Genomic DNA, 22,013 nt, shown 5'->3' on the forward strand with positions numbered 1-22,013 from the left:
GGTCTTTTCCCATCTGTTTTGATTGCAAAAAACGCGCCGAGGTGATAGTATGGAAAGCATGTAAATGAACTTATTTTATGCTTATTGAAAGGAAGTAATTGGCGATGGATTTATGGAAAACGGTTTGTGCAGGGATGCTTGCAGCGGTGCTTGCGGCGGGAACGGCGGGGATGGCTTTTGCGGCGGAGGGACAGTCCGATATGGTCGTCGTTTCGCAGGGGCCTGACAAAGCGTTTTCGCAGCAGGCGGCGACGGCTTTCTCTAAAGCAGAGACGAAGGCAGATACGGAAAAGGCGGCGCTCAACCAGCGCATCGACATCAATCTCGCGGCTTGTTCGCTCGCGCTTTTCCGCGACGGCAAGAAGATTCGCCTCTATCCGATCGGGGTGGGGAAACCTTCGACGCCTACGCCTACGGGCTACTATAAGATCATGACGAAGGAGATCAATCCAACTTGGATCGATCCATCCGATCCGGAGTTTTCGATCCCGTCTGGAGAGGAGAACCCGCTCGGCTATCGCTGGATGCAGATTTACGGTAACTACGGCATCCATGGCACGAACAAGCCGGATTCCGTCGGTCAGTACGTTTCCAATGGCTGCATCCGCATGCGAGAAAAGGATGTCGAAGCACTTTACGATCTCGTTGAGCCGGGAACACCCGTCGATATCACCTACAACCGCGTCGTCGTTGAGAAGATAGATGACAATCAGATCGTTTATTACATTTATCCGGACGGATACGGCTGGCAGAACTTGACGGTCAAGGACGTAGAGCGTTGGCTCGCGGGCTACGGCGTCGATGATTTCGTGAGCACGGAAGATATCGAGAAGAAGATTGCGAACTCGGACGGAGAGCCGACGTACGTTGCCAGGGTCTATCCGCTCTATGTCAACGGGACGAAGACGAAGGGCAAGGCGGTCATCCAGGACGGAATCACGTACCTGCCCGCCGTTGATCTCGCGGAAGCGGTACAGATTTCGCTCGGCTGGAAACCTGCCGAGAAGGTTCTCGTGAGTTCGTACGGCGAAGCAGTCGGCTACGAAAAAAAAGATGTCCTGTACTGCAATGCAGATGATGTAAGCACGCTCTTCCGCGTGGACGGCGGAGTCGATAAGGACGGGAGGTTCGACCTCAAGAAAACGGCTTCGGCACTTGCGCCAGTCGTCGATGATGGTATGACAGTTGCGCCGAAGGCGAACACACAGGAGGCCGTAAAGGCAGGCAAGGATCAGACGACGTCTTCTGCTGATCAGACGAAGGGCACTGCAAAGCAGAAGAAATAAAAAAGAGAGCGAGGTGGCGTGACCGATGAAAAAGCGTTTTGTAGTGCTCGATGGGAGCAGCCTCATCTTTCGTGCGTTTTATGCGCTGCCGCCTATGACAAGCGCACAAGGACAGCCGACGGGAGCTATACTCGGTTTTTCCAATATGCTCACGCGTCTCCTCTCTGACCTCAAACCCGATTTGATGGCTCTTGCTTTTGACAAGAGCCGTCATACGTTTCGGACGGAACGTTATGCAGACTACAAGGGAACGCGCGATAAGACGCCGGAAGATCTCCTCTCGCAGGTTGTGCTTCTAAAGGACTTCTGTGCCCATTACGGCATCCCGTTCCTCGAAAAGGATCGTTACGAGGCGGATGATATCATCGGAACACTTGCGACGCAGGCAGCGGCACAGGGATTCGATGTTCTTGTCGTTACGGGCGACCGCGATGCGCTGCAGCTCATACGCCCAAATCTTCGCGTCATGCTGACGAAAAAGGGTATTACGGAGCTTGCAGCGTACGATGAGGCAGCATTTCAGGAAGAATACGGCTTTGCGCCGATTCGCCTCGTCGACCTTAAAGGACTCATGGGCGATACGTCGGACAACATACCAGGCGTTCCTGGCATCGGGCCGAAGACAGCGGGCAAGCTTCTCGTCGAGTACGGAAGCATTGAGTCCGTATTTGCGCATCTCGAAGAGATTTCGGGGAAAAAGCTGCATGAGAATCTCGTGACGTATCAGGCGCAGGCGATGCTATCCAAGGAGCTCGCTACGATTGAGATCGCTGTTCCTGATATGCACTTCGAGGCAGAAGCGTACGCGCTCCACCCCAATGCGGCAGCCATGAAGTCGTTCTGTGATCGATACGAACTTCACATGGTTTGGAAAAATTTCGTGAAATCGTTCCACGTGGTATCTGAGGACGCGATGGCAGCGGAAGAAGAAACGCTTTCCGATGCGTTCATCGCGTGGTCGGAGCGGGATATCGCACGCATAGAAAGGGAAACACACTGCGCGATTTCTGCCGTATGGGAAGGCGATCATCCTTTTGAAACGATGCAGGGGGTTGCGGTCGCGATAGCGGCGGAGGACGGTGAAGTCGGCTTTATTGCGCGCGATGATACGGCGTGGGTGCCACTTATGACAGCATTGTCGGCGTCGGATTCCGTTTGCCTGCTCGACTTCAAGCAGTACGCGCATGCGGGCTTTTCCCCCGCACGCCTTCCGTTTGATGCCATGCTCGCAGGATACTTGCTTAGCCCGGAGCGCGGCGATTATACGCTTGGGCAGCTCCTTCACACCTATGCACCGAATGTTTTCGTGCAAGAGACGTTTCAGGATTCGGCACATCGCGCCGCATGGGAGGCGCGGACACTGCGGAAACTCTATCCGCTGCTTCAAAGGGCACTCGCGAAAAAAAACTTGGAAGACCTGTTTACAAAAGTGGAACTCCCGCTCGCACGCGTGCTTTCCGCACTTGAGCAGCGCGGCATCTATGTCAACCGCGAGCATTTAGAGGCGGAGACAGAGCGCGTGGCAGCACACATTCATGCGATGGAGCAAGAGATATACGAGGCGGCGGGCAGGGAGTTCAACGTCAATTCCCCCAAGCAGCTCGGCACCGTCCTATTCGAAGAGCTCGGGCTGACACCGCTCAAGAAGACGAAGACGGGTTACTCGACGAATGCCGAAGTGTTGGAGTCGCTGCGCACGAAGCATCCGATTATCGAAAAGATTCTCGCGTATCGTCTTTGGAGCAAGCTTAAATCGACGTATCTCGATGGGAGCGCGCCCCTCATTCGCGTGAAGACGGGACGCATTCATACGCGCTTTAATCAGACGACGACAGCAACGGGCAGGCTCTCAAGTTCTGAGCCGAATCTCCAAAATATTCCCGTGCGGACAGAGGAGGGGCGCACGATCCGCGCGCTCTTTGAGCCGGGCGAAGGATATGATTTCCTGCTCTCTGCTGACTATTCGCAGATCGAGCTTCGGATTCTCGCGCATCTGTCAGGCGACGCGAATTTCATCGACGCGTTCCGCCACGATTATGATGTCCATGCCCATACGGCATCGGAGGTCTTCGGCGTGCCAATGGAAGCGGTGACGCCGGAGCTTCGCCGCAAAGCGAAGGCGGTCAATTTCGGCATCGTTTACGGCATCAGCGACTATGGTCTCGCGCGCGATCTTCATATTTCGCGCAAGGAAGCGGGGGATTACATTGCGCGTTACTTCGCGCGCTATCCCGGCATCCGCTCCTTTATGGACCACATGGTAGGCGAAGCGCATGCGAATGGCTTCGTCACGACGATGCTCGGAAGAAGGCGCGAACTGCCTGGGATCAAGAGCCGTAATTTCAATCAGCGTGCCCTTGCGGAACGCATGGCGATGAATACGCCTATCCAAGGCACGGCGGCAGACATCATCAAGCTCGCGATGATCGAAGCAGAAAAAAAACTGCATGAAGCGGGAACGAAGAGCCGTATCCTGCTGCAGGTACACGATGAACTCCTGCTCGAAGTCGTGTCGGATGAACTCGAGCTCGTACAGGATATTTTGAAGACCGCCATGGAACATATCGTGAAGCTTTCGGTTCCGCTTACGATCGATATCCATTGGGGAAAGAATTGGGCAGAGGCAAAGTGATCCGTTTGTCCACTTATATTGGGGAAGGAAGTATCTATGCAGACGATAGGGCTTACCGGCGGGATTGCGAGCGGCAAGAGCACGGTTTCCCACATGATTCGGGCAAAGGGCGCCCGCGTGATCGATGCGGACGCCATCGCGAAGCGCCTCTCTGTGCCGGGCGGCTCGATTCATCGCGCGTTCGTCCAGCATTTTCCTTTTTCGTTTTTTTTGCCTGACGGCACAATGGATCGGCGGCGTATCGGCAGATTCGTATTTGACCGGCCAAAGGAGAAAGCATGGATCGATGCGACGTGTCATCCGCTCATTCAAGCGGAGGCGCAAAGCGAGATGCATGAGGCGTTACGGCGCAAAGAGCGCGTCGTTGTATTTGATGTGCCGCTCCTCTACGAAGTGGGCTGGGATCGTCTCGTCGATGAGGTTTGGCTCGTCTACGTGCCGCCTGCCGTGCAGCTCGCTAGGCTCATGGCTCGCGAAGGGAATGAAGAGGAGGAGGCGCGTGCGCGCATTGCGGCACAGATGCCACTCGATGAAAAGCGCGTGCGCGCCGATGTCATCCTCGATAATTCCGGCACGCCAGACGAGCTTGCGGCGCAGTTTGAAGCTATATGGGAGGAGCGCGTCCATGGGCAGCTTCCGTGAGCGCGTAGCGCAAAGGCGCCGCGTCGCGAGGCGCAAGGCGTGCATCGTGCTCCTGGCGGGCTTCTTCGGCATCGTGCTTGCCGTTTTTGCCGTCATGCGGCTTCCCGCTATGCAGCGTGCATGGCTTTATCCTTATCCGCACCGCGAGCTCGTCGAATCGTATGCCGCGAAGTATCAAGTCGACAGCGCACTCGCTGCAGCGGTGATTTGGACGGAGAGCAAGTTCAAGTGTGAGGCACATTCGCATCGCGGCGCCGTCGGGCTCATGCAGCTCATGCCTGACACGGCATTGTGGATCGCGGAACAGGTAGGCGACGAATCGTATGGGGAGTCTGTCGATGCACTTCATGAGCCGGAGCGCAATATTGGTTTTGGGATATGGTACCTCCATTCCTTGGAGCAGGAATTCCATGGCAATGATTGCCTAGCGCTTGCCGCTTACAATGCAGGCCGCGGCAACGTGCACGAATGGATGAAGCGGTATGATTGGGGATACGACTTTGCGGATGCGGCCGCAATTCCTTACACGGAGACGCGCGAATACGTCCAGCGTGTACTCGAAACGAAACAACACTATGAATCCTTGTACCCGTAAGGGGCAGAAAGGATGACTGTCATGCAGAAGTATCGGATTGTTCCTCAAAATGCGCATCTCTTTTGGGAGCTCATTAAGGGAATGCATCTCGATGATGCGGAGCGCACGCTGCTCAGGAATGGCGTAATTCGCCATGTCGAGGTCAGCACGCGCGAAAATCGTTGGGAGGTCGTGCTGACGTCGCCGAGTCTTATCCCGAAGGATCTATTGACACAGGCATCCGAGCAGATACGGAAGAAGTGCGCCCTTGACGAAGTCGTTTTCTATCAAGACGTCATCAATGTCGAGGACGCGCTTCCGCGCGTTTGGGATTCGGTCATTGAGCGTGTGGCAGAGGACAATCATACGGTATATGAGTTGCTGAAGCGCTCGCGTTACGTGGTAGACGGCGGTGCGCTCACGCTTTCCGTGCCAGGTGAACTGGGTTCCGAGATCATTTATGCGCACGCCGTCGTTTCACGCATGGAGCAGGCACTAAAGGAAACGCTTGGCTATCGCTGTACCGTCGAGTGCAGTGCGAGTGAGGAAGTGCTCGAAACGCTCGGGGAAAAGGAAGCACCGGCAGCGCGTGGCCCTGTACGCATGCGTCCCCATCTCGTAGCAGCGAAAAAGGAAGCTGCAAGCGATAAGGCGGCTGTTCCTGCTGTGCACCAAAAGACGAGCACATCTGCGTCTGAGCAAAAGAAGGCAGAATACGACGATTTAAGCAAGCCCATCGTCGTGCAGAGCACGGGAAACCTCATTTTTGGACGCGGTGTCATGGGCGAGGCGCACAAGATTGACAGTCTTGACGGCGAGACGAAGAATGTCATCCTGGAAGGAAGGATCGGAACGGGTGCGAAATCCGGCATCAAGACGAACGAGTTCCAAACGGGATCGAAACTCCTCGCATTCTGCCTCACCGATGATACGGATGGCATCGCCTGCAAAAAGTTTTTCAAGCCGAAACGTGGAAAGGCGGGCGAGGATGAGGACTTTGATGAGATCGTCGGCAAGCTCAAAGAAGGCATGGAGGTACGCGTCCGCGGTTCGGTGCGCTTCGACAGCTACATGAATGAGTACGTGCTCTTCGTCGACAGTCTTGCCGAGAAGGAAAAGAAGACGCGTGAGGATCGTGCTGGAGTAAAGCGCGTGGAACTCCATGCACACACGAAGATGAGCAGCATGGACGCGGTCGTTTCTGTCGAGGATCTCATTCAGACAGCGGATCGCTGGGGATGGCCATCGATCGCGATCACCGATCACGGTGTCGTGCAGGCATTCCCCGATGCGGCAAAGGCACTCAAGGGATGCAAGAACGGCATCAAGATCATCTACGGCATGGAAGGATATCTCGTCGGCGAAGATTACGCACAGAAGCGTGCGAATCACATCATCTTCCTAGCGAAGAATCCGAATGGCCTTCGCAATCTCTATCAGATGGTATCGCTTTCGCATCTCAAATACTACTATCGCCAGCCGCGTCTGCCGAAGAAGATCGTTGCGGAGTACCGCAAGGATATTCTCATCGGCTCTGCCTGTGAGGCTGGTGAGCTCATCCGCGCGATCGTCGACGGACAGAGTGACGAGACGCTGCTTGATATTGCGGGCTTCTACGATTACTTGGAGATTCAGCCGATTCACAATAACGACTTCCTGAAACGGAGTGAAAAGTTCCCGCATATCCATACGGACGCAGACCTAACGGCCATCAACCTAAAGGTTGCGGCACTTGCAAAGAAACTCGGCAAGATGCTCGTCGCGACGTGCGACGTCCATTTTCTCAATGAGGAAGATAGCATTTACCGTGCAATTCTCATGAAGGGCAAAGGATTTGAAGACGCTGAGCTGCAGCCGCCGCTCTTCTTGCGGACGACGGAGGAGATGCTCAAGGAGTTCGCCTATCTCGGCGAAGAGGCGGCGTACGAGGCCGTCGTGACGAATCCACGTAAAATCAGTGATATGATCGAGCGCTTCAAGCCGATACCGGACGATCTCTACTCGCCGATGATTCCGGGTGCCGACGATGTGATCCGCACGATGTCGTACCGCAAGGCGCGCGATATGTACGGCGAGAATCTGCCGAAGGTTGTCGAGGTGCGCCTTGAGCAGGAACTGAAGCCGATCATCGGACACGGCTTTTCCGTGCTTTACCTCATTGCGCAGCGCCTCGTCAAGAAGTCGAATGACGACGGATACCTCGTCGGCTCGCGTGGTTCGGTCGGCTCTTCTTTCATCGCGACGATGACGGGCATCACGGAGGTCAATCCGCTTCCGCCGCATTGGCGCTGCCCGCATTGCCAGTACAGCAAGTTCATTGAAGACGGGTCTTACGGCTCAGGCTATGACCTTCCGGACAAGGAGTGCCCCGTCTGCGGCACGCCGCTCATCAAGGATGGACACGATATCCCGTTTGCCGTATTCCTCGGCTTCGATGGCGATAAGGTTCCGGATATCGACCTCAACTTTTCGGGAACGTACCAGCCCGTTGCGCACAAGTACACGGAGGTGCTGTTCGGCAAGGACAACGTCTACCGCGCAGGCTCGATCCAGACGGTTGCCGATAAAACCGCATACGGTTACGTCAAAAAGTTCTTCGAAGAAAAGGGTGTGCGCAAGCATGCCTCATACATCGACAGGATCGCGCATGGCTGCATGGGCGTCAAAAGTACGACTGGGCAGCATCCTGCTGGAATCATGGTTGTGCCGCGCAATATGGACATCCACTTCTTCACGCCGATCCAACATCCTGCCAATAAGATGGATTGTGGCACGATCACGACGCATTTCGATTATCACTCCATCAGCAGCCGTCTCGTCAAACTCGATATTCTCGGGCACGATGATCCGACAGTCATCAAGATGCTTGAGGATATCACGCACCGCGATCCGAAGACGATTCCGTTCGACGACGCGGCGACGATGTCGATTTTCAACTCGACGGGAGCACTCGGCGTTACGCCGGAAGAGCTTGGCGCGACGTCTGGGACATTCGGCATACCGGAGTTCCGCACGCCGTTTACGCGTCAGATGATCGACGACACAAATCCGGATGCGTTTTCGGATCTCGTGCGCATATCGGGTTTCTCACACGGTACGGATGTTTGGCTCGGCAATGCGCAGGATCTCATTCGTGGTGGACAGTGTACGATTAAAAACGCGATTTCGGCGCGTGACGATATCATGATGTATCTCGCACACAATGGCATTGAGCCGCTCCTCGCATTCAAGACAATGGAAAACGTGCGAAAGGGCAAAGGCATTGCGCCGGAAGTCGTAGAGGCGCTTAGAAAGGGCGGCATCCCCGAGTGGTTCATCGAGTCGTGCCAGAAGATCAAGTATCTGTTCCCGCGCGCACATGCGACGGCCTACGTCATGATGGCGTTCCGCATCGCATTCTGCAAGGTGCATTATCCGCTCGCGTATTACGCGGCGTACTTTTCGATTCGCGCTGACGCGTTCGATGCAAATGTCATCGCACGCGGCAAGGACTTCATCAAGGAAAGGATTGAAGCACTCGAATCGATGGCGAAGGAGAAGAAGCTCGACCAAAAGCAGAACGATACGCTCATTGTCCTGCAGCTCGCATGGGAAATGTATCTGCGCGGCTACCACTGTGAGAACGTCGATCTCTACGAGTCAGATGCAGAGAAGTTCATCCTTCTCGACGATGCGCTGCTGCCGCCGCTCAGTTCCCTTTCGGGCATGGGGGCAAAGGCAGCACAGAACATCGTAGAGGCGCGTCGCTCCGGGGTGTTTACCTCGATAGAGGATCTCCGACGCCGTTCGGGCATTTCGAAGACAAACATCGAAATCCTGCGCGATCACGGCTGCTTGGAGGGCATGGGCGAGGACGATCAGATTGCACTGTTCGTCTGAACGGAAAAAAGAGTGAAGGAGCACCATGGTTGCCAAAATCGAATTCATTGTCGGGCGTGCCGGCACGGGCAAAACGGAGGCGTGTTTATCCGATATGTGCGAGCGCATGGCAGCGCAGCCTCTTGGCACACCACTCATTTTGCTCCTGCCGGAGCACATGACGTACAAGGCGGAGCGTGCACTTGCCGCGCGCGTTTCGCGCGGGCATGGATTTCTGCGCGGCTATGTATTTGGATTCCGCCGCTTTGCTCGCTACGTGCTCATGGAGACGGGAGCTCTTTCTGTGACGCGCATCAGTGAGGTCGGTCGGCGTATTCTCCTACGTCAAATTCTTTCCCATCATGCCAAGAAAAAGGATCTTGCCGTGTTCGGACGCGCTGTTCGTCGACGCGGCTTTACGGAAAGCCTATCCGCCATCATCAAGGAATGCAAGAGCTATCGCATCACGAGCGGCGTTCTTCGCGATACGGCAGAGAGCCTTTCAGGGCAGGAAAAGCTTGCGGGCAAGCTGCGCGATATGGCACTCCTTTCCGAAGAATTCGATGCGGCAATGGCGGGGAAGGCAACGGATTCCGAGGACATGATGGAAGCGCTTGCCGGCGTCCTGCCGCGTGCCGCTATCATGAAAGGCGCGGAAGTATGGCTCGATGGATTTCTATTCTTCAATCCGCAGGAGATGGAAGTGCTGCGTGAGATTCTCGCTACGGCGTCTTCGGTGCATATCGCGCTTCCGATGGCGGGCGTTTTGGACGCACAGGGAAAAGTCTTCTTGCGATTGCCTGAAAATGAACAGGAGGCTGGTCTTTTCCATCGCTCTTATTGCACGTATCAGTCTGTCCTCGCCATGGCTCACAAGGAGTTTGGTGCGTGCAGAACGATTCTTGTCCGCTTGCTTGGGCAGGCACGGCGCTATGCGAAAGGAACGGCACTTCCTGCACTTGAGCAGAAACTCTTTCGGCTCGGGGCAGAACCGATTGCGGAAAAGGCGGGCGTGTGCCTTGCCGAGATGGCAAATCGTCGCATCGAGGTCGAGTGTGTCGCGGCGGATATTCTGCGCCTCGTCCGCGAATCAGGCTGGCGCTACCGCGACATCGGCGTGCTCGTGCGCGACCACGATGCTTACGACGGGCTTATCCCGCTCGTGTTTGAGGAGTACGGTATTGCGTTCTTTGCGGACAGCAAGCGACCGATCATGCACCATCCGCTCGCAGAGCTCATGCGATCCGCACTCGATGTCGTGACGAAGAACTGGTCGTACGAGACGGTCTTTCGTTATCTGCGGGCTGGTTTTTCGCCGCTCGTTCGCGAGGATGTGGACAGGCTTGAAAATTACGTCTTGGAGTTTGGCATCCGAGGCAGGAAGCGCTGGCAGCAGGAAGAATCTTGGAGCTGGCATCGTCGCTTCTCGCTCGAAGGCGAGGACCGCGTCGACGATGCTCGTGCGGAAGCGCTCGCACAGATTGACGGAATGCGCAGGCAGGCGGCAGAAGCGCTTTGCGCTTTCGAGCACGCGATCCGAACAGGCTGCGATGAGCGCACTCGCAATGTGCGTTGTATCACGGAAGCGCTTTATGCACTCCTCATCTCGCTGGGGGTTCCCGAACGGCTTGACGAATGGACAGAACAGGCGGAAGCGGACGGCAGGCTCGCTGATGCGGCGGAGAACCGGCAGGTCTGGGCGAATACCATCGAACTCTTTGATCAGCTCGTAGAGATTAGCGGAGACGAGGGGATTACGCTCGCGGATTACGGCGCACTTCTTTCCGATGGGCTCGATGCGCTTGAGATTGCCTTGGTTCCGCCTGGACTCGACTATGTGACAGTCGCCTCGTTTGATCAAAACAGCATGGAAAATATACGAGGGCTGTACATTATCGGGGCGGAGAGCAATACGATGCCGCGCCGTGTCTGCGAAAAAGGGCTTTTGACGGATGCAGACCGTCTGCATATTGCCGATGCATTTTTGAAAGCGCAAAAGAGCGGTGCACCGAAACGCGAAATTTCGCGCGGCAGGCAGGAGAGCAGCTTTGGAGAGAAGTTTTTGCTCTACCATGCCTTCACCCTGCCACGCGAATACTTATGGGTATCGAATGCACTGGCAGATGGAGAGGGAAATGGTCTCATGCGTGCTGCTATCGTCAAGAAGATGCAGATGCTTCTTCCAAATGACGTGCGCACGCTCTCCGTTGGCTTGGAGACCATCGCGCGCCGCGATGATCTCCAACTCGCCGCGCCGCGTCCTGCGCTTTCAAGCCTTGCACGTGCTTTGCGCGGACAGAAGGAGCAGAGGGCGGAGGGATCGGAAGCTGCAGGCGAAGGCATGCCTGCTTTTTGGCGTGATGTCTACAACTGGGCGCGGGAGCAAAAAGAGCTTGCAAGACCCCTGCACCTCGTGATCGCCGGACTTTTTGCTACAGCGCGGGATGAGCAGCTTCCCGCGAAGCTCGCTGAGGAACTATTCGCACCGCGCGGTGTGCTTAGCGGAAGCGTCACGCAGTTTGAAAAATTCCATCAGTGCCCATTTTCTCACTTTGCCGCGTATGGTCTGAAACTCATGGAGAGGCAGATGTATCAGTTTCGTGAGATGGATCTCGGAAAGCTCCTTCATGCGGTGCTGCGCGCTTACAGCGAGGTCGTCAGGACGTCGTATCAAAACGACTGGGCAGCCGTGCCTGAAGAAAAGCGCAGCGCACTCTGTGGTGCGCTCGTCGATACGCTCACGCCGCGTCTCCAAAGCGAGATATTGCTGAGCCGTGACAATTACCGCCATCTGAAACAGCGCATTCGCGCGACGGCGGAGCGAACGGTGAGCCATCTCTCGGCGTGGGCAGCGTTTTCCCGGTTTCAGCCTGCTTTCTTTGAAGAGCCGTTCGGACATGCGAGCGACAGCGTGCAGCTTACGCCGCTGCAATTGGGCGAAGGATATGCGCTTTCCTTTAAGGGGCAGATCGACCGGCTCGATCTTCATACAAGTGACCGGTATTTCCTCATCATCGATTACAAGACGGGCGCTGCTGCCATCAATTTATTCGAGGTTTACTACGGGCTGAGGCTGCAGCTCCTCGTCTACATGATGGTCGGACAGATTCTGCTGCATCAAAAAGGAGATGACCGTATCCCTGCGGGCATGCTCTACTCGCTCGTACGGAATCCGATTGTCGATGCGGGAAACAAGCGGCTAAGTGCAGGGCAGCTCGCCGATAAGATCAAAGCGGCACTTCGCATGCCAGGGTGGGTCCTTGCTGATATTGAGGTTGCGAAGGCGATCGATTCTTCGTTTGCCTTTATAAAGCCTTCGGTCAAGAAGTCCGATGGCGGATTTACGAAGACGAGCAAGGACAGCGGCTACATTCGCACGCAAAAAGAATTTGAACTCATGATGGCGTATGTCGATTGCATTCTTCGCGATACGGGGAAGGCGATCTTAGACGGCGATATTCGGATTCGTCCTTATCGCGAGGGTCAGAAAAACGCCTGTGCGTTTTGTCCTTATGCGGATGTATGCGGTTTCGATCTGAATCTTGCGGGCTATGCGTACCGCGATATCGAAAAAGAAAGCGATGCGAGGATCGAGCGCAAGATGATCGAGCGGACGGGAAGGGAGGATTTGCGTGATGCGGTACACACAAGCGCAGCAAAGGGCGATTGATACGCGGGGACGCAATATCCTCGTCGCGGCGGCGGCAGGCTCCGGCAAGACGAGCGTGCTCGTCGACCGCATCATCAAGCAGATTCTAAGCGGTGACTGCAGCATTGAGGAAATGCTTGTCGTCACCTTTACGAATGCTGCGGCGACGGAGATGCGCGAGCGCATTGAAAAGGCGCTTGAACGCGAGCTTGAGCGTGAGATGCGGGAAGGAAAGAGCGGAAAACGCGCTGAGCGCATCGAACGCCAGATGATTTTGCTTACAGGCGCTTCGATCTGCACGTTCCACGCATTTTGCCAGCAGGTCATACGTGCACATATCGAATCGATCGATGTCGATCCCCAATTTCGTCTCGCTTCTGATCAGGAAGTCTCGCTCTTGCAGCAGGACGTACTCGAACGCCTCTTTGAAGAGGCATATTGTGAACCGGAGGAGGAAGAAGCGCGTTTGGCGTGGCAGGAGTTCTTGGGCTTTGTCGATGCCTACGGCAACGAGAAGGGCGATCAGAATGTCTACGATGCCGTGCTCAGGCTCTACAAATTTGCGCAGAGCCAGCCCTTTCCAAAGGCTTGGATTTCCGCGCAGCAGGCGCGTTACGCATGGGAAGAAGACCGCTCTATATGGGATAGCCCATGGACCAAGATCATGGCAGATGAAGCACTTGCAAGGCTCGATTCCTGTCTTGCGGCATATTCGGACTGCCAGATCGTCCGAGAAACGGAATCGGACGCGTCGCTCCTTTCGGCATGGAAGCCTTATCGCGAATGGCTGGACGTACAGACCGGAACGGTTGAATCCGTGCGTGCCGTACTTTTAGCTGCACGAGAATCGCGCACGGCTAAAAGCTGGGACAATGTCCACGCGGCGATGCAGGGCGCTAAGATCACCACGCTAAAAGCGAGCAAGAAATACGCGCCGTTCAAACAGGACTTTGAGACGCTTCGCAATGTGTTTGATGCCCGGCGCGATGCGGCAAAGCAATTGCTTGAAGACGCGAAGAAAAAATACTTCACGGAAACGGAAGAGGAGGTGCGTGCGCATATTTGTCTCACGGGCAGAACGGTTCGCGCTTACGCGCGTCTCACCGCTTCGTTTATCGATGCGTACCAAGCAGCAAAACGGGAACAGAATATCCTCGATTTCAACGATTTGGAGCATGGTGCACTTGCGATTCTCTGCGCGGATTCTGAAGCGATGCAGAAACTCTTGGCGGGAGAACGAACGAATGAAGCGATGGAATGCGTGCGCTCGGAAGTCGCACGTGAGCTTCAGGCGAAATACGCCGTCATCATGGTCGATGAGTATCAGGATACGAACAGTGTGCAGGAGGCGATCCTGGATCTCATCGCGCGTGAGACGAATCGATTCACGGTTGGGGACGTCAAGCAGAGCATCTATCGCTTTCGCCTCGCCGATCCCGCACTCTTTCAAAAAAAGTACGATGCGTATCCGGAAGAACTGGAGGCGGTAACCCGTGACCAACTCATCACGATGCGCGAGAATTTTCGCAGCCGTGCCGACGTCCTCATGCCGATCAACTTCATCTTTGACCAAGTCATGCGCCGCGATGTGGCGGAAATTGATTACGACGAGAGGAGCCGCCTGCGGGCGGGGTTCAAGTACCCGCCGCATGCGCACAGTCTTGCAGGTCCCGTCGAACTGGATTTGATCCTTGAAGAGACGGAAGATGCCGGTCATGATGCAGCAGTGCCCGAAATCGATGCCGATGAGCAGAGCAGATCGGATGTAAGTTGGACAGGTGCAGGGCATGTGGAAGATCTCGCCGGCTTTGCGCTTGAAGCGCAGCATATAGCTGATCGTATCGCATCGCTTATGGAAGAAGGGTATGTCGTCTACGACAAGGATCTCGGTGAAGTGGGCGGCTATCGTCCGCTTGCCCTTCGCGATATTTCCGTTCTCCTGCGCGCCACAAAGGGAAAGGAGGGCGTTCTTCTGCGCACGCTGCAAGAAAATGGAATTGACGCTTATTCAGATGCGGACGGCGGTTATTTTGAGGTAACCGAGGTGCGGCTCATGCTCGCACTTCTCACGATTCTCGACAATACACGTCAGGACATCCCGCTCGCAGCAATACTCGTCTCGCCGATCGGCGGGTTTTCGATGGAGGAGCTTGCGAAGCTCCGCCTCTGTGCGGTTGGCGATCTTTATGATGCACTTCTCGCGAGCTTCGGCGCCGATTCCAGGCTCGAGGGGGGACTCGCTGCACGCGCGGCAGCGTTTCAGGAGCAGCTTGCCGCATGGCGGACGTACGCGATGCGCCATAGTGTGCCGGAGCTTATATGGAAGCTCTATCGTGATACGGGCTATTACGATTACGTCGGAAGCCTGCACGGCGGAGTCTTGCGGCAAGCAAACTTACGCATGCTCGCCAGTCGGGCGGCGGACTATGAAAAGACGAATTATCGCGGGCTCTTTCGCTTTTTGCGCTACATCGACAATCTCAAGAAGCGCAATACGGATCTTGCTTCAGCGCGTGCGCTCGGTTCCGACGAAGACGTCGTGCGCATCATGAGCATTCATAGGAGCAAAGGGCTTGAGTTTCCCGTTGTCATCCTCGCTGACATGGGCAAAAAGTTTAATTTGCAGGACGCGCAGGGCACATTTCTCCTACATAAGGAGCTTGGAATCGCACCGAAGCTCATCGAGCAGACGAAAGAAGGCAGGCAACGCTACACGACGCTTTCGTGGCGTGCCGTCGCAGCGAAGATCACGGCGGAGACAAAGGCAGAGGAGATGCGTATCCTCTACGTCGCCATGACGCGCGCACGTGAAAAGCTCATTCTCGTCGGAAGCATGAGCGAAAAAAAGTGGGAGGCGAATGCGGCGAAATGGTGTCGGACGGCGAATTGCCCCAATGAGCGGCTTCCTGCGGACATGGTGCGCAGCGCAAACACCTATCTCGATTGGATCCTGCCTGCCCTCGCACGTCATGCGGACGGGGCACTCCTGCGTGAAGCGGGAGGCGTGAATGAGTGGCATGCAGGCGGTGCGATGAAGGAAAAGGCGCATTTTGCGCTGACCCTTGTCGCAGAGCATGACGTCAGGAAGGCTGTAGTCGCGGAGGACACGGCGAACGCGCTCATGCGTGCCGTTCGCGAGGAGAAGCCACTTCCAGCCTCTCCTGCACGCGATTGGGTGGAGGAGAGGTTGAATTTCCGCTATGCGATGCACGGGCTCGCAGATGTCCCCGCGAAGCTCACGGTCAGTGAAATCAAGCGGCGTTTTTCCCTGCTCGATGCGGGGGATAAATCCGTGCCAGCACCTTTTACCCTGCCCGAAAAGCAGACGGAATGGCAGCGTCCTCGCTTCCTGCAGGGGGAAAAAGGCCTTTCGGCAACGGAGCGCGGTACGCTCATGCATACGGTCATGCAGAATCTCGATCTTTCGTCTGATACGAGTTTTGAAGGCGTACGAAACCAGGTCGAATGGATGGCGGAACGCGGCATTATCCCCTTCGAACATAAAAATGCGGTATCCATCAAAGGGATCGCAGACTTTGCGCGCTCACCAATCGGAAAGCGCATGTGCCGTGCCGTGCGCGTCATGCGCGAGATCCCGTTTTCGCGCATGGTGCAGGCGAAGCGGTTCTTTGATACGGTGGAGAATGCGAAGGAGCGCGTGCTCATTCAAGGTGTTCTCGATGTTCTCTTTGAGGACGAAAACGGTCAGCTCGTCCTCCTCGACTACAAGACCGATCAGACGAATGATGCAGCACGGCTGCGCCATCGTTATGCTGTGCAGATTGCACTCTATGCGGAATCCATTGAGGAAATCCTCGGGCGCAAGATTGCGGAACGCTATCTCTACTTGCTTCCATACAGTACATTCATTTCGATGGGAATGGATCCGTCAGTGGGAAACTACGCCTTGACATGATTCGAGCGGGTGCTATAAAATAAGAGTAATTTATGCTTTATGGGGGGCGTGTAGATTGACGAAGGTTATTGTGAGCGGTGCCTGTGGGCGCATGGGACAAGCGGTTCTGAAGGCTGTGCAGGAGGCAGACGGACTGCAGCTTGTTGGTGCTGTAGACGTGCGCGGCGGAGCGGACACGGGAACGCTTGTGGGGCTTCCTGCAACGGGTATATGCGTGGAGACGGATCTCGTGGCGGCCCTCGCGCACCTGAAGCCGGATGTCATGATTGACTTCACGCGTCCGGATGCCGTTTTTTCCAATGTGATGGCGGCGCTGAAGCACAAGGTTTCGCCCGTCGTTGGGACGACGGGGCTTTCCGATGAGCAGAAGCGCGTGATTGCAAATGCGTGTGTGGAGAATGAGACCCCTGCCTTCATTGCGCCGAATTTTGCAATCGGAGCCGTTCTTCTCATGGTGCTTGCGCGACAGGCAGCAAAGTATATGCCGGACGTTGAAATCATCGAGCTTCACCATGACAAGAAGCTGGATGCGCCGTCTGGCACGGCAGTACAGACAGCGGAGATGATTGCCGAAGTGCGCAAGGCACATAAGCAAGGCAATCCCCATGAATTTGAGAAGATTGCGGGTGCACGCGGTGCAGACTACGAAGGCATGCACATCCACAGCGTGCGCCTTCCGGGCTACGTTGCACATCAGGAAGTCATCTTCGGTGGTCTCGGACAAACGCTCACGATACGCCACGACTCGATGAATCGGGAGTCGTTCATGCCAGGCGTCGTCCTCGCGGCGCGCAAGGTGTGCAGCCTCACCGGGCTTACGATCGGTTTGGAAAAATTGCTCGATTGAGGAAACCTTTCCCGCCAAGGCAGGGATGATGAATCAATGACGTGTTTCATGGAAGCGAAGAAGGATTACAAATGAAGAAGTATAATGTTGCTGTTTTGGGCGCTACGGGTGCCGTCGGACAAGAGTTCTTGATGCTGATTGAGGAGCGCAGGTTCCCGTTTGCAGAGCTCAAGATGCTCGCTTCGAAGCGCAGTGCAGGCAAGATCATCCCGTTTATGGGCAGGGACTACACGGTCGAGGAAGCGACGACGAATTCCTTCAAGGGCGTCGATATCGCACTATTCGCAGGCGGTGCCGCGAGCAAGGAGTTCGCTCCGGCTGCCGTTAAAGCAGGTGCTGTCGTCATCGACAATTCGAGCACGTTCCGAATGGATCCCGAGGTGCCGCTCGTCGTGCCGGAAGTGAATCCGGATGCGATCAAGACGCACAAGGGCATCATCGCAAATCCGAATTGTTCCACGATCATCATGGTCATGGCGCTTAAGCCACTCTACGATATCGCGAAGATCAAGCGCATCGTCGTATCGACGTATCAGGCCGTTTCGGGCGGCGGCAAGGAAGCGATGGCAGAACTTGAACAGCAGGTCCAAGACATCGTCGCGGGGCGTGAGGTCAAGGCGCACATCCTGCCGGGCGCAAAGCTCGCCAAGCATTATCAGATCGCGTTCAATCTCATCCCACAGATCGATGTATTCAAGGACAACCTTTATACGAAGGAAGAAATGAAAATGATCGACGAGACCAAGAAGATCATGAGCGATGATTCGATGCGCATCACGGCAACGACGATCCGCGTTCCTGTCTACCGCAGCCATGCGGAATCGGTGAACGTGGAATTCGAGCGCGAAGTCAGCGTTGAAGAGGCGAGAAAAGCACTTGCGGCGTTTGATGGTGTCATGGTCACGGATAATCCAGAGGAGCAGGAGTACCCGATGCCGCTCTTCACGTCGGGAAAGAACGATGTGGAAGTTGGCAGGATCCGCAAGGATTACTCGATTGACAGCGGTCTGAACCTTTGGATCTGCGGCGACCAGATTCGCAAAGGGGCAGCGCTTAATGCTCTGCAGATTGCAGAATACATGATCCAAAACGATATGATTTGACCGATGAACAGGCTCATGCGGTGAGCCTGTTCTGTATTCCTTGGTGATGGGATGGGAGGGAATGAGATGACGGGCGAAGAGACGATGATGTTTCGATTCGGAACGGATGAGAATAAAGCGGAACGCACCATCCGAGCGGCATGCGATGCCATGCAGGAGAAGGGGTATAATCCCATCAATCAGCTTGTTGGCTACTTGCTTTCGGGCGACCCTGCCTACGTGACAAGCTATAAGGATGCCCGCAATACGATCCGGGCACTCGAACGCGATGAACTGCTGGAAGAACTCGTTCGATTCTACTTGGAGAACAAAAAGTGAAGCGGTATATGGCGCTCGACGTAGGTGATGCGACGATCGGCATTGCAGTCAGTGACTTGCTCGGCATCACAGCGCAGGGTGTGGAGACAATACGGCGTAAATCCATTGAAGCGGATCTCACGCGCCTCAGTGAGCTTATCCGGGAGTACGAGGTGACGGATCTAGTCTCCGGGCTGCCAAAGAACATGAATGGCACGGAAGGACCGCGCTGTGAGGTCGTCAAAGCATTTATGGAAAGGGTCAGCCGTGCGTTTCCCACCGCATCGATTCATTTTTGGGATGAACGGCTTTCGACAGTAGGCGCAGAGCGATCGCTTCTCGCGGCGGACGTATCGCGCAGGAAGCGCAGAAAAGTCATCGATAAGATGGCAGCGGTCTTTATCCTGCAGGGCTTTATGGATCGCCATGCGTCCGAAAATCGAATCGGATCGTAACGCAAATGCACAATATCCGTAAGATGGGTGTAGGTGCATTGTATTTTGTGGTATACTTCGAGTATTGCCGTTTGGAACAACAAGGGACAGGAAAGAGGTTCCCTTTATGGAGGTAGATTTGTTTGAAGTACATGAGTGGCAATGAGCTGCGCGAGGCGTATTTGCAGTTTTTCGCGGAAAAGAAGGGGCATCTTCGGTTGCCGAGCTTCTCACTCATCCCGCAGGATGACCCGACTCTCCTTTTGATCGGTGCGGGCATGGCTCCACTGAAGCCATTTTTTACGGGCAAGATGAAGCCGCCCCGCACGCGCGTGACGACGAGCCAGCGCTGCGTCCGCACAGGTGACATCGAAAACGTCGGTCGCACGGCACGCCATCAGACGTATTTTGAGATGCTCGGCAATTTTTCATTTGGCGATTATTTCAAGGGCGAGGCGATTCCTTGGGCATGGGAGTTTCTGACGGAAGTCGTCGAACTGCCAAAGGAAAAGCTTTGGGTCACGGTCTACCCCGATGATACAGAAGCCATCGAGATTTGGAAGTCGCAGCCAGGCTTCCCACGGGATCACATCGTCAAACTCAATGATAATTTTTGGGAGATCGGTCCCGGACCGTGTGGGCCAGACTCTGAGATATACATTGATCTAGGCGAGGAGCGCGGCTGCGGCAGCCCGACGTGCGCCGTCGGCTGCGATTGTGATCGCTATCTTGAAATTTGGAATCTTGTCTTTACGCAGTACGACCGCCAGGAAGACGGGTCGTACGAGAACCTCGCACATAAGAACATCGATACGGGCTGTGGTCTTGAACGCCTCGCGTCTGTCTTGCAGAAGAAGCAGACGAACTTTGAGACAGACCTCCTCTACCCGATCATCGAGTATGCAGAAAAGGTATCGGGGCTTTCCTACGGGAAGGACGAGAAGAGCGACGTCTCGCTAAAGGTCATCGCCGACCATGCGCGCTCGATGGCGATCATGATCATGGACGGCATCCTTCCGTCGAATGAGGGGCGCGGTTACGTCCTTCGCCGTATCCTGCGCCGCGCGATTCGCCATGGGCGCATGCTCGGCATCAAAGGGAAATTCCTCGAAGGGGCCGTCGATGCGGTTGTCGGCATTTACCGCGGTGCGCGCGACTTCGAGGAGCTCGTCAACAAGGCAGACTACATCAAAAAGGTCATCTCGCTCGAGGAAGACCGTTTCGCTGCTACGCTCAATCAGGGGATGGAACTTCTTGACCACGAGATCGAAGCGGTTCGGAAGGCGGGTGGGAAGGAACTTCCAGGAAAAGTCGTATTCCGTCTTTACGATACGTTTGGCTTCCCTTGGGAGCTCACGGAAGAGATCGCACACGAGAATGAAATGGAAATTGACTCGAAAGGGTTCGAGTCTGCGATGGAAGAGCAGCGCACGCGTGCACGCAACGCGCGTGTCAAGAATGAGCGCGTCGCAGTCCCAGACCTCTCCAAGATCGATGTCTCGGCACTCACGCTCGATGAGAAGGCGACGGAGGCAAAAGTCGTCGCGATTTGGAAGGACGGCGTTCTTGTCGATACGATTACGGATGGGGAAGAGGCAGGCATCATCCTGAGCACGACGCCCTTCTACGCAGAAGGCGGCGGACAGGTCGGCGATGCAGGCACCTTTGTCAGCGCGTTCGGCCACATCAGGGTTTCGAATGCAAAGAAGCTGCCCGATGGAACGGTCTACCACATTTCGTATGTCGAGGAGGGGCAGCTTTCCGTCGGCGAGACGGTCAAGATCGAAGTCGACCAAGTCAAGAAGCTCGCGTCTGCACGTAACCATACGGCGACGCATCTCTTGCAGGCGGCACTCAAGAAGGTCGTCGGTGCGCAGATCCATCAAGCGGGATCTTCGGTCACGCCAGAGCGCCTGCGCTTCGATTTTACGAATTTTGAACCTGTCACGGAACAGCAGCTCGCAGATGTCGAATCGCTCGTCAACGAGGAAATCCTGAAAGGGCAGGACGTTGTAATCGAGCATATGACTCTCAATGAGGCGAAAAAAGCTGGTGCGATGGCACTTTTCGCTGAGAAATACGGCGACGTCGTCCGCGTCGTTAAGGTACCTGGATTCTCAATGGAGCTCTGTGCCGGTTCACACGTACGGAACGTCGGAGAGATTGGCATGTTCAAGATCATCAGCGAGACGGGCATCGCATCTGGCGTGCGCCGCATTGAGGCTCTGACTGGTAAGGCGGCGCTCGACTATGCGAATGCGCGCATGATGCTTCTCGCGCAGGCAGCAGCTCAGCTTAGGACGAATGAAGAGGGCGTGCCGAGCGCGATCGAGAAATTGCGGGCAGAGAAGAAGGAAGCCGATGCGAAACTCGCCGAAGTCGAGGCGTTGCACGAAAAGGCGGATGCACAGCAGCTTCTTACGGCGATGCAAGAAATTGCAGGCGTACACGTCGTAACAGGCAAGGCGAATGTAGAAGGTATGGACGCACTTCGCGATGTCGCCGATCTCTTGCTCACGAAGATGGAGGGCGGTATCATTGTTCTCGCCTGCGCGAATGGCGAAAAGGCAAATCTTGTCGTCAAAGCATCGAAAGATGCTGTTGCAAAAGGCATCCATGCAGGCAGGATAGTCAAGGAGGCGGCAGCAGTCGTCAGTGGCGGCGGCGGCGGCCGCCCCGACATGGCACAGGCAGGCGGCAAGAATCCAGCGGCAATTCCGCAGGCACTTGAAAAGGCAGTCCAAGCCATCCAGGCGCAGCTCGCATAAACAGAAG

At 55.5% G+C, this 22,013-nt stretch carries 12 protein-coding genes; all 12 read left to right on the top strand.

Going from position 1 to position 22,013, the window contains the following annotated elements; translation table 11 throughout:
* Positions 1-104 precede the first annotated feature (104 nt).
* The 12 genes from HMPREF1985_RS03750 (at position 105) to alaS (ending at position 22,006) form a co-directional block, all read left to right on the top strand.
* Positions 105-1,286 (top strand): L,D-transpeptidase, encoded by a 1,182-nt coding sequence (locus HMPREF1985_RS03750; protein ID WP_051349056.1) that lies wholly within the window; start codon positions 105-107, stop codon positions 1,284-1,286.
* A 25-nt stretch (positions 1,287-1,311) separates the two neighbouring features.
* Positions 1,312-3,918, top strand: a complete 2,607-nt coding sequence (gene polA, locus HMPREF1985_RS03755; RefSeq protein ID WP_021771139.1) for a DNA polymerase I — start codon at positions 1,312-1,314, stop codon at positions 3,916-3,918.
* 36 nt (positions 3,919-3,954) lie between these two features.
* Positions 3,955-4,560, top strand: a complete 606-nt coding sequence (gene coaE, locus HMPREF1985_RS03760) for a dephospho-CoA kinase (RefSeq protein ID WP_021771140.1) — start codon at positions 3,955-3,957, stop codon at positions 4,558-4,560.
* Positions 4,544-5,155: a lytic transglycosylase domain-containing protein gene (locus HMPREF1985_RS03765; protein ID WP_021771141.1), complete on the top strand. Its 612-nt coding sequence runs from the start codon at positions 4,544-4,546 to the stop codon at positions 5,153-5,155. Before coaE ends, HMPREF1985_RS03765 begins: the two co-directional genes overlap by 17 nt.
* A gap of 21 nt (positions 5,156-5,176) precedes the next feature.
* Positions 5,177-9,013 carry a PolC-type DNA polymerase III gene (locus tag HMPREF1985_RS03770; protein ID WP_081695795.1) on the top strand — a complete coding sequence of 1,279 codons (3,837 nt, stop codon included), beginning with the start codon at positions 5,177-5,179 and terminating at the stop codon, positions 9,011-9,013.
* 25 nt (positions 9,014-9,038) lie between these two features.
* Entirely contained in the window at positions 9,039-12,662 is a 3,624-nt protein-coding gene (locus HMPREF1985_RS03775; protein ID WP_021771143.1) for a PD-(D/E)XK nuclease family protein, read from the top strand.
* On the top strand, positions 12,628-16,557 hold the full coding sequence (addA, locus tag HMPREF1985_RS03780; RefSeq protein WP_021771144.1) for a helicase-exonuclease AddAB subunit AddA: 3,930 nt from the start codon (positions 12,628-12,630) through the stop codon (positions 16,555-16,557). Before HMPREF1985_RS03775 ends, addA begins: the two co-directional genes overlap by 35 nt.
* 55 nt (positions 16,558-16,612) lie before the next feature.
* On the top strand, positions 16,613-17,404 hold the full coding sequence (gene dapB / locus HMPREF1985_RS03785) for a 4-hydroxy-tetrahydrodipicolinate reductase (protein ID WP_040636979.1): 792 nt from the start codon (positions 16,613-16,615) through the stop codon (positions 17,402-17,404).
* A 71-nt stretch (positions 17,405-17,475) separates the two neighbouring features.
* Positions 17,476-18,507, top strand: a complete 1,032-nt coding sequence (locus HMPREF1985_RS03790) for an aspartate-semialdehyde dehydrogenase (protein WP_021771146.1) — start codon at positions 17,476-17,478, stop codon at positions 18,505-18,507.
* Positions 18,508-18,573: 66 nt separating this feature from the next.
* A complete protein-coding gene (locus tag HMPREF1985_RS03795; protein ID WP_040636981.1) occupies positions 18,574-18,825 on the top strand; it encodes an IreB family regulatory phosphoprotein in 252 nt (83 codons plus the stop codon).
* The gene (gene ruvX / locus HMPREF1985_RS03800; RefSeq protein WP_040636983.1) at positions 18,822-19,259 is read left to right on the top strand and encodes a Holliday junction resolvase RuvX; all 438 of its coding nucleotides are present in this window, start codon (positions 18,822-18,824) and stop codon (positions 19,257-19,259) included. The genes HMPREF1985_RS03795 and ruvX overlap by 4 nt, the downstream gene beginning before the upstream one ends.
* Positions 19,260-19,390: 131 nt before the next feature.
* Positions 19,391-22,006 carry an alanine--tRNA ligase gene (alaS, locus tag HMPREF1985_RS03805; RefSeq protein ID WP_021771149.1) on the top strand — a complete coding sequence of 872 codons (2,616 nt, stop codon included), beginning with the start codon at positions 19,391-19,393 and terminating at the stop codon, positions 22,004-22,006.
* Positions 22,007-22,013 lie beyond the last annotated feature (7 nt).

The organism is Mitsuokella sp. oral taxon 131 str. W9106 (assembly GCF_000469545.1).
Taxonomy (GTDB): domain Bacteria; phylum Bacillota; class Negativicutes; order Selenomonadales; family Selenomonadaceae; genus AWVT01.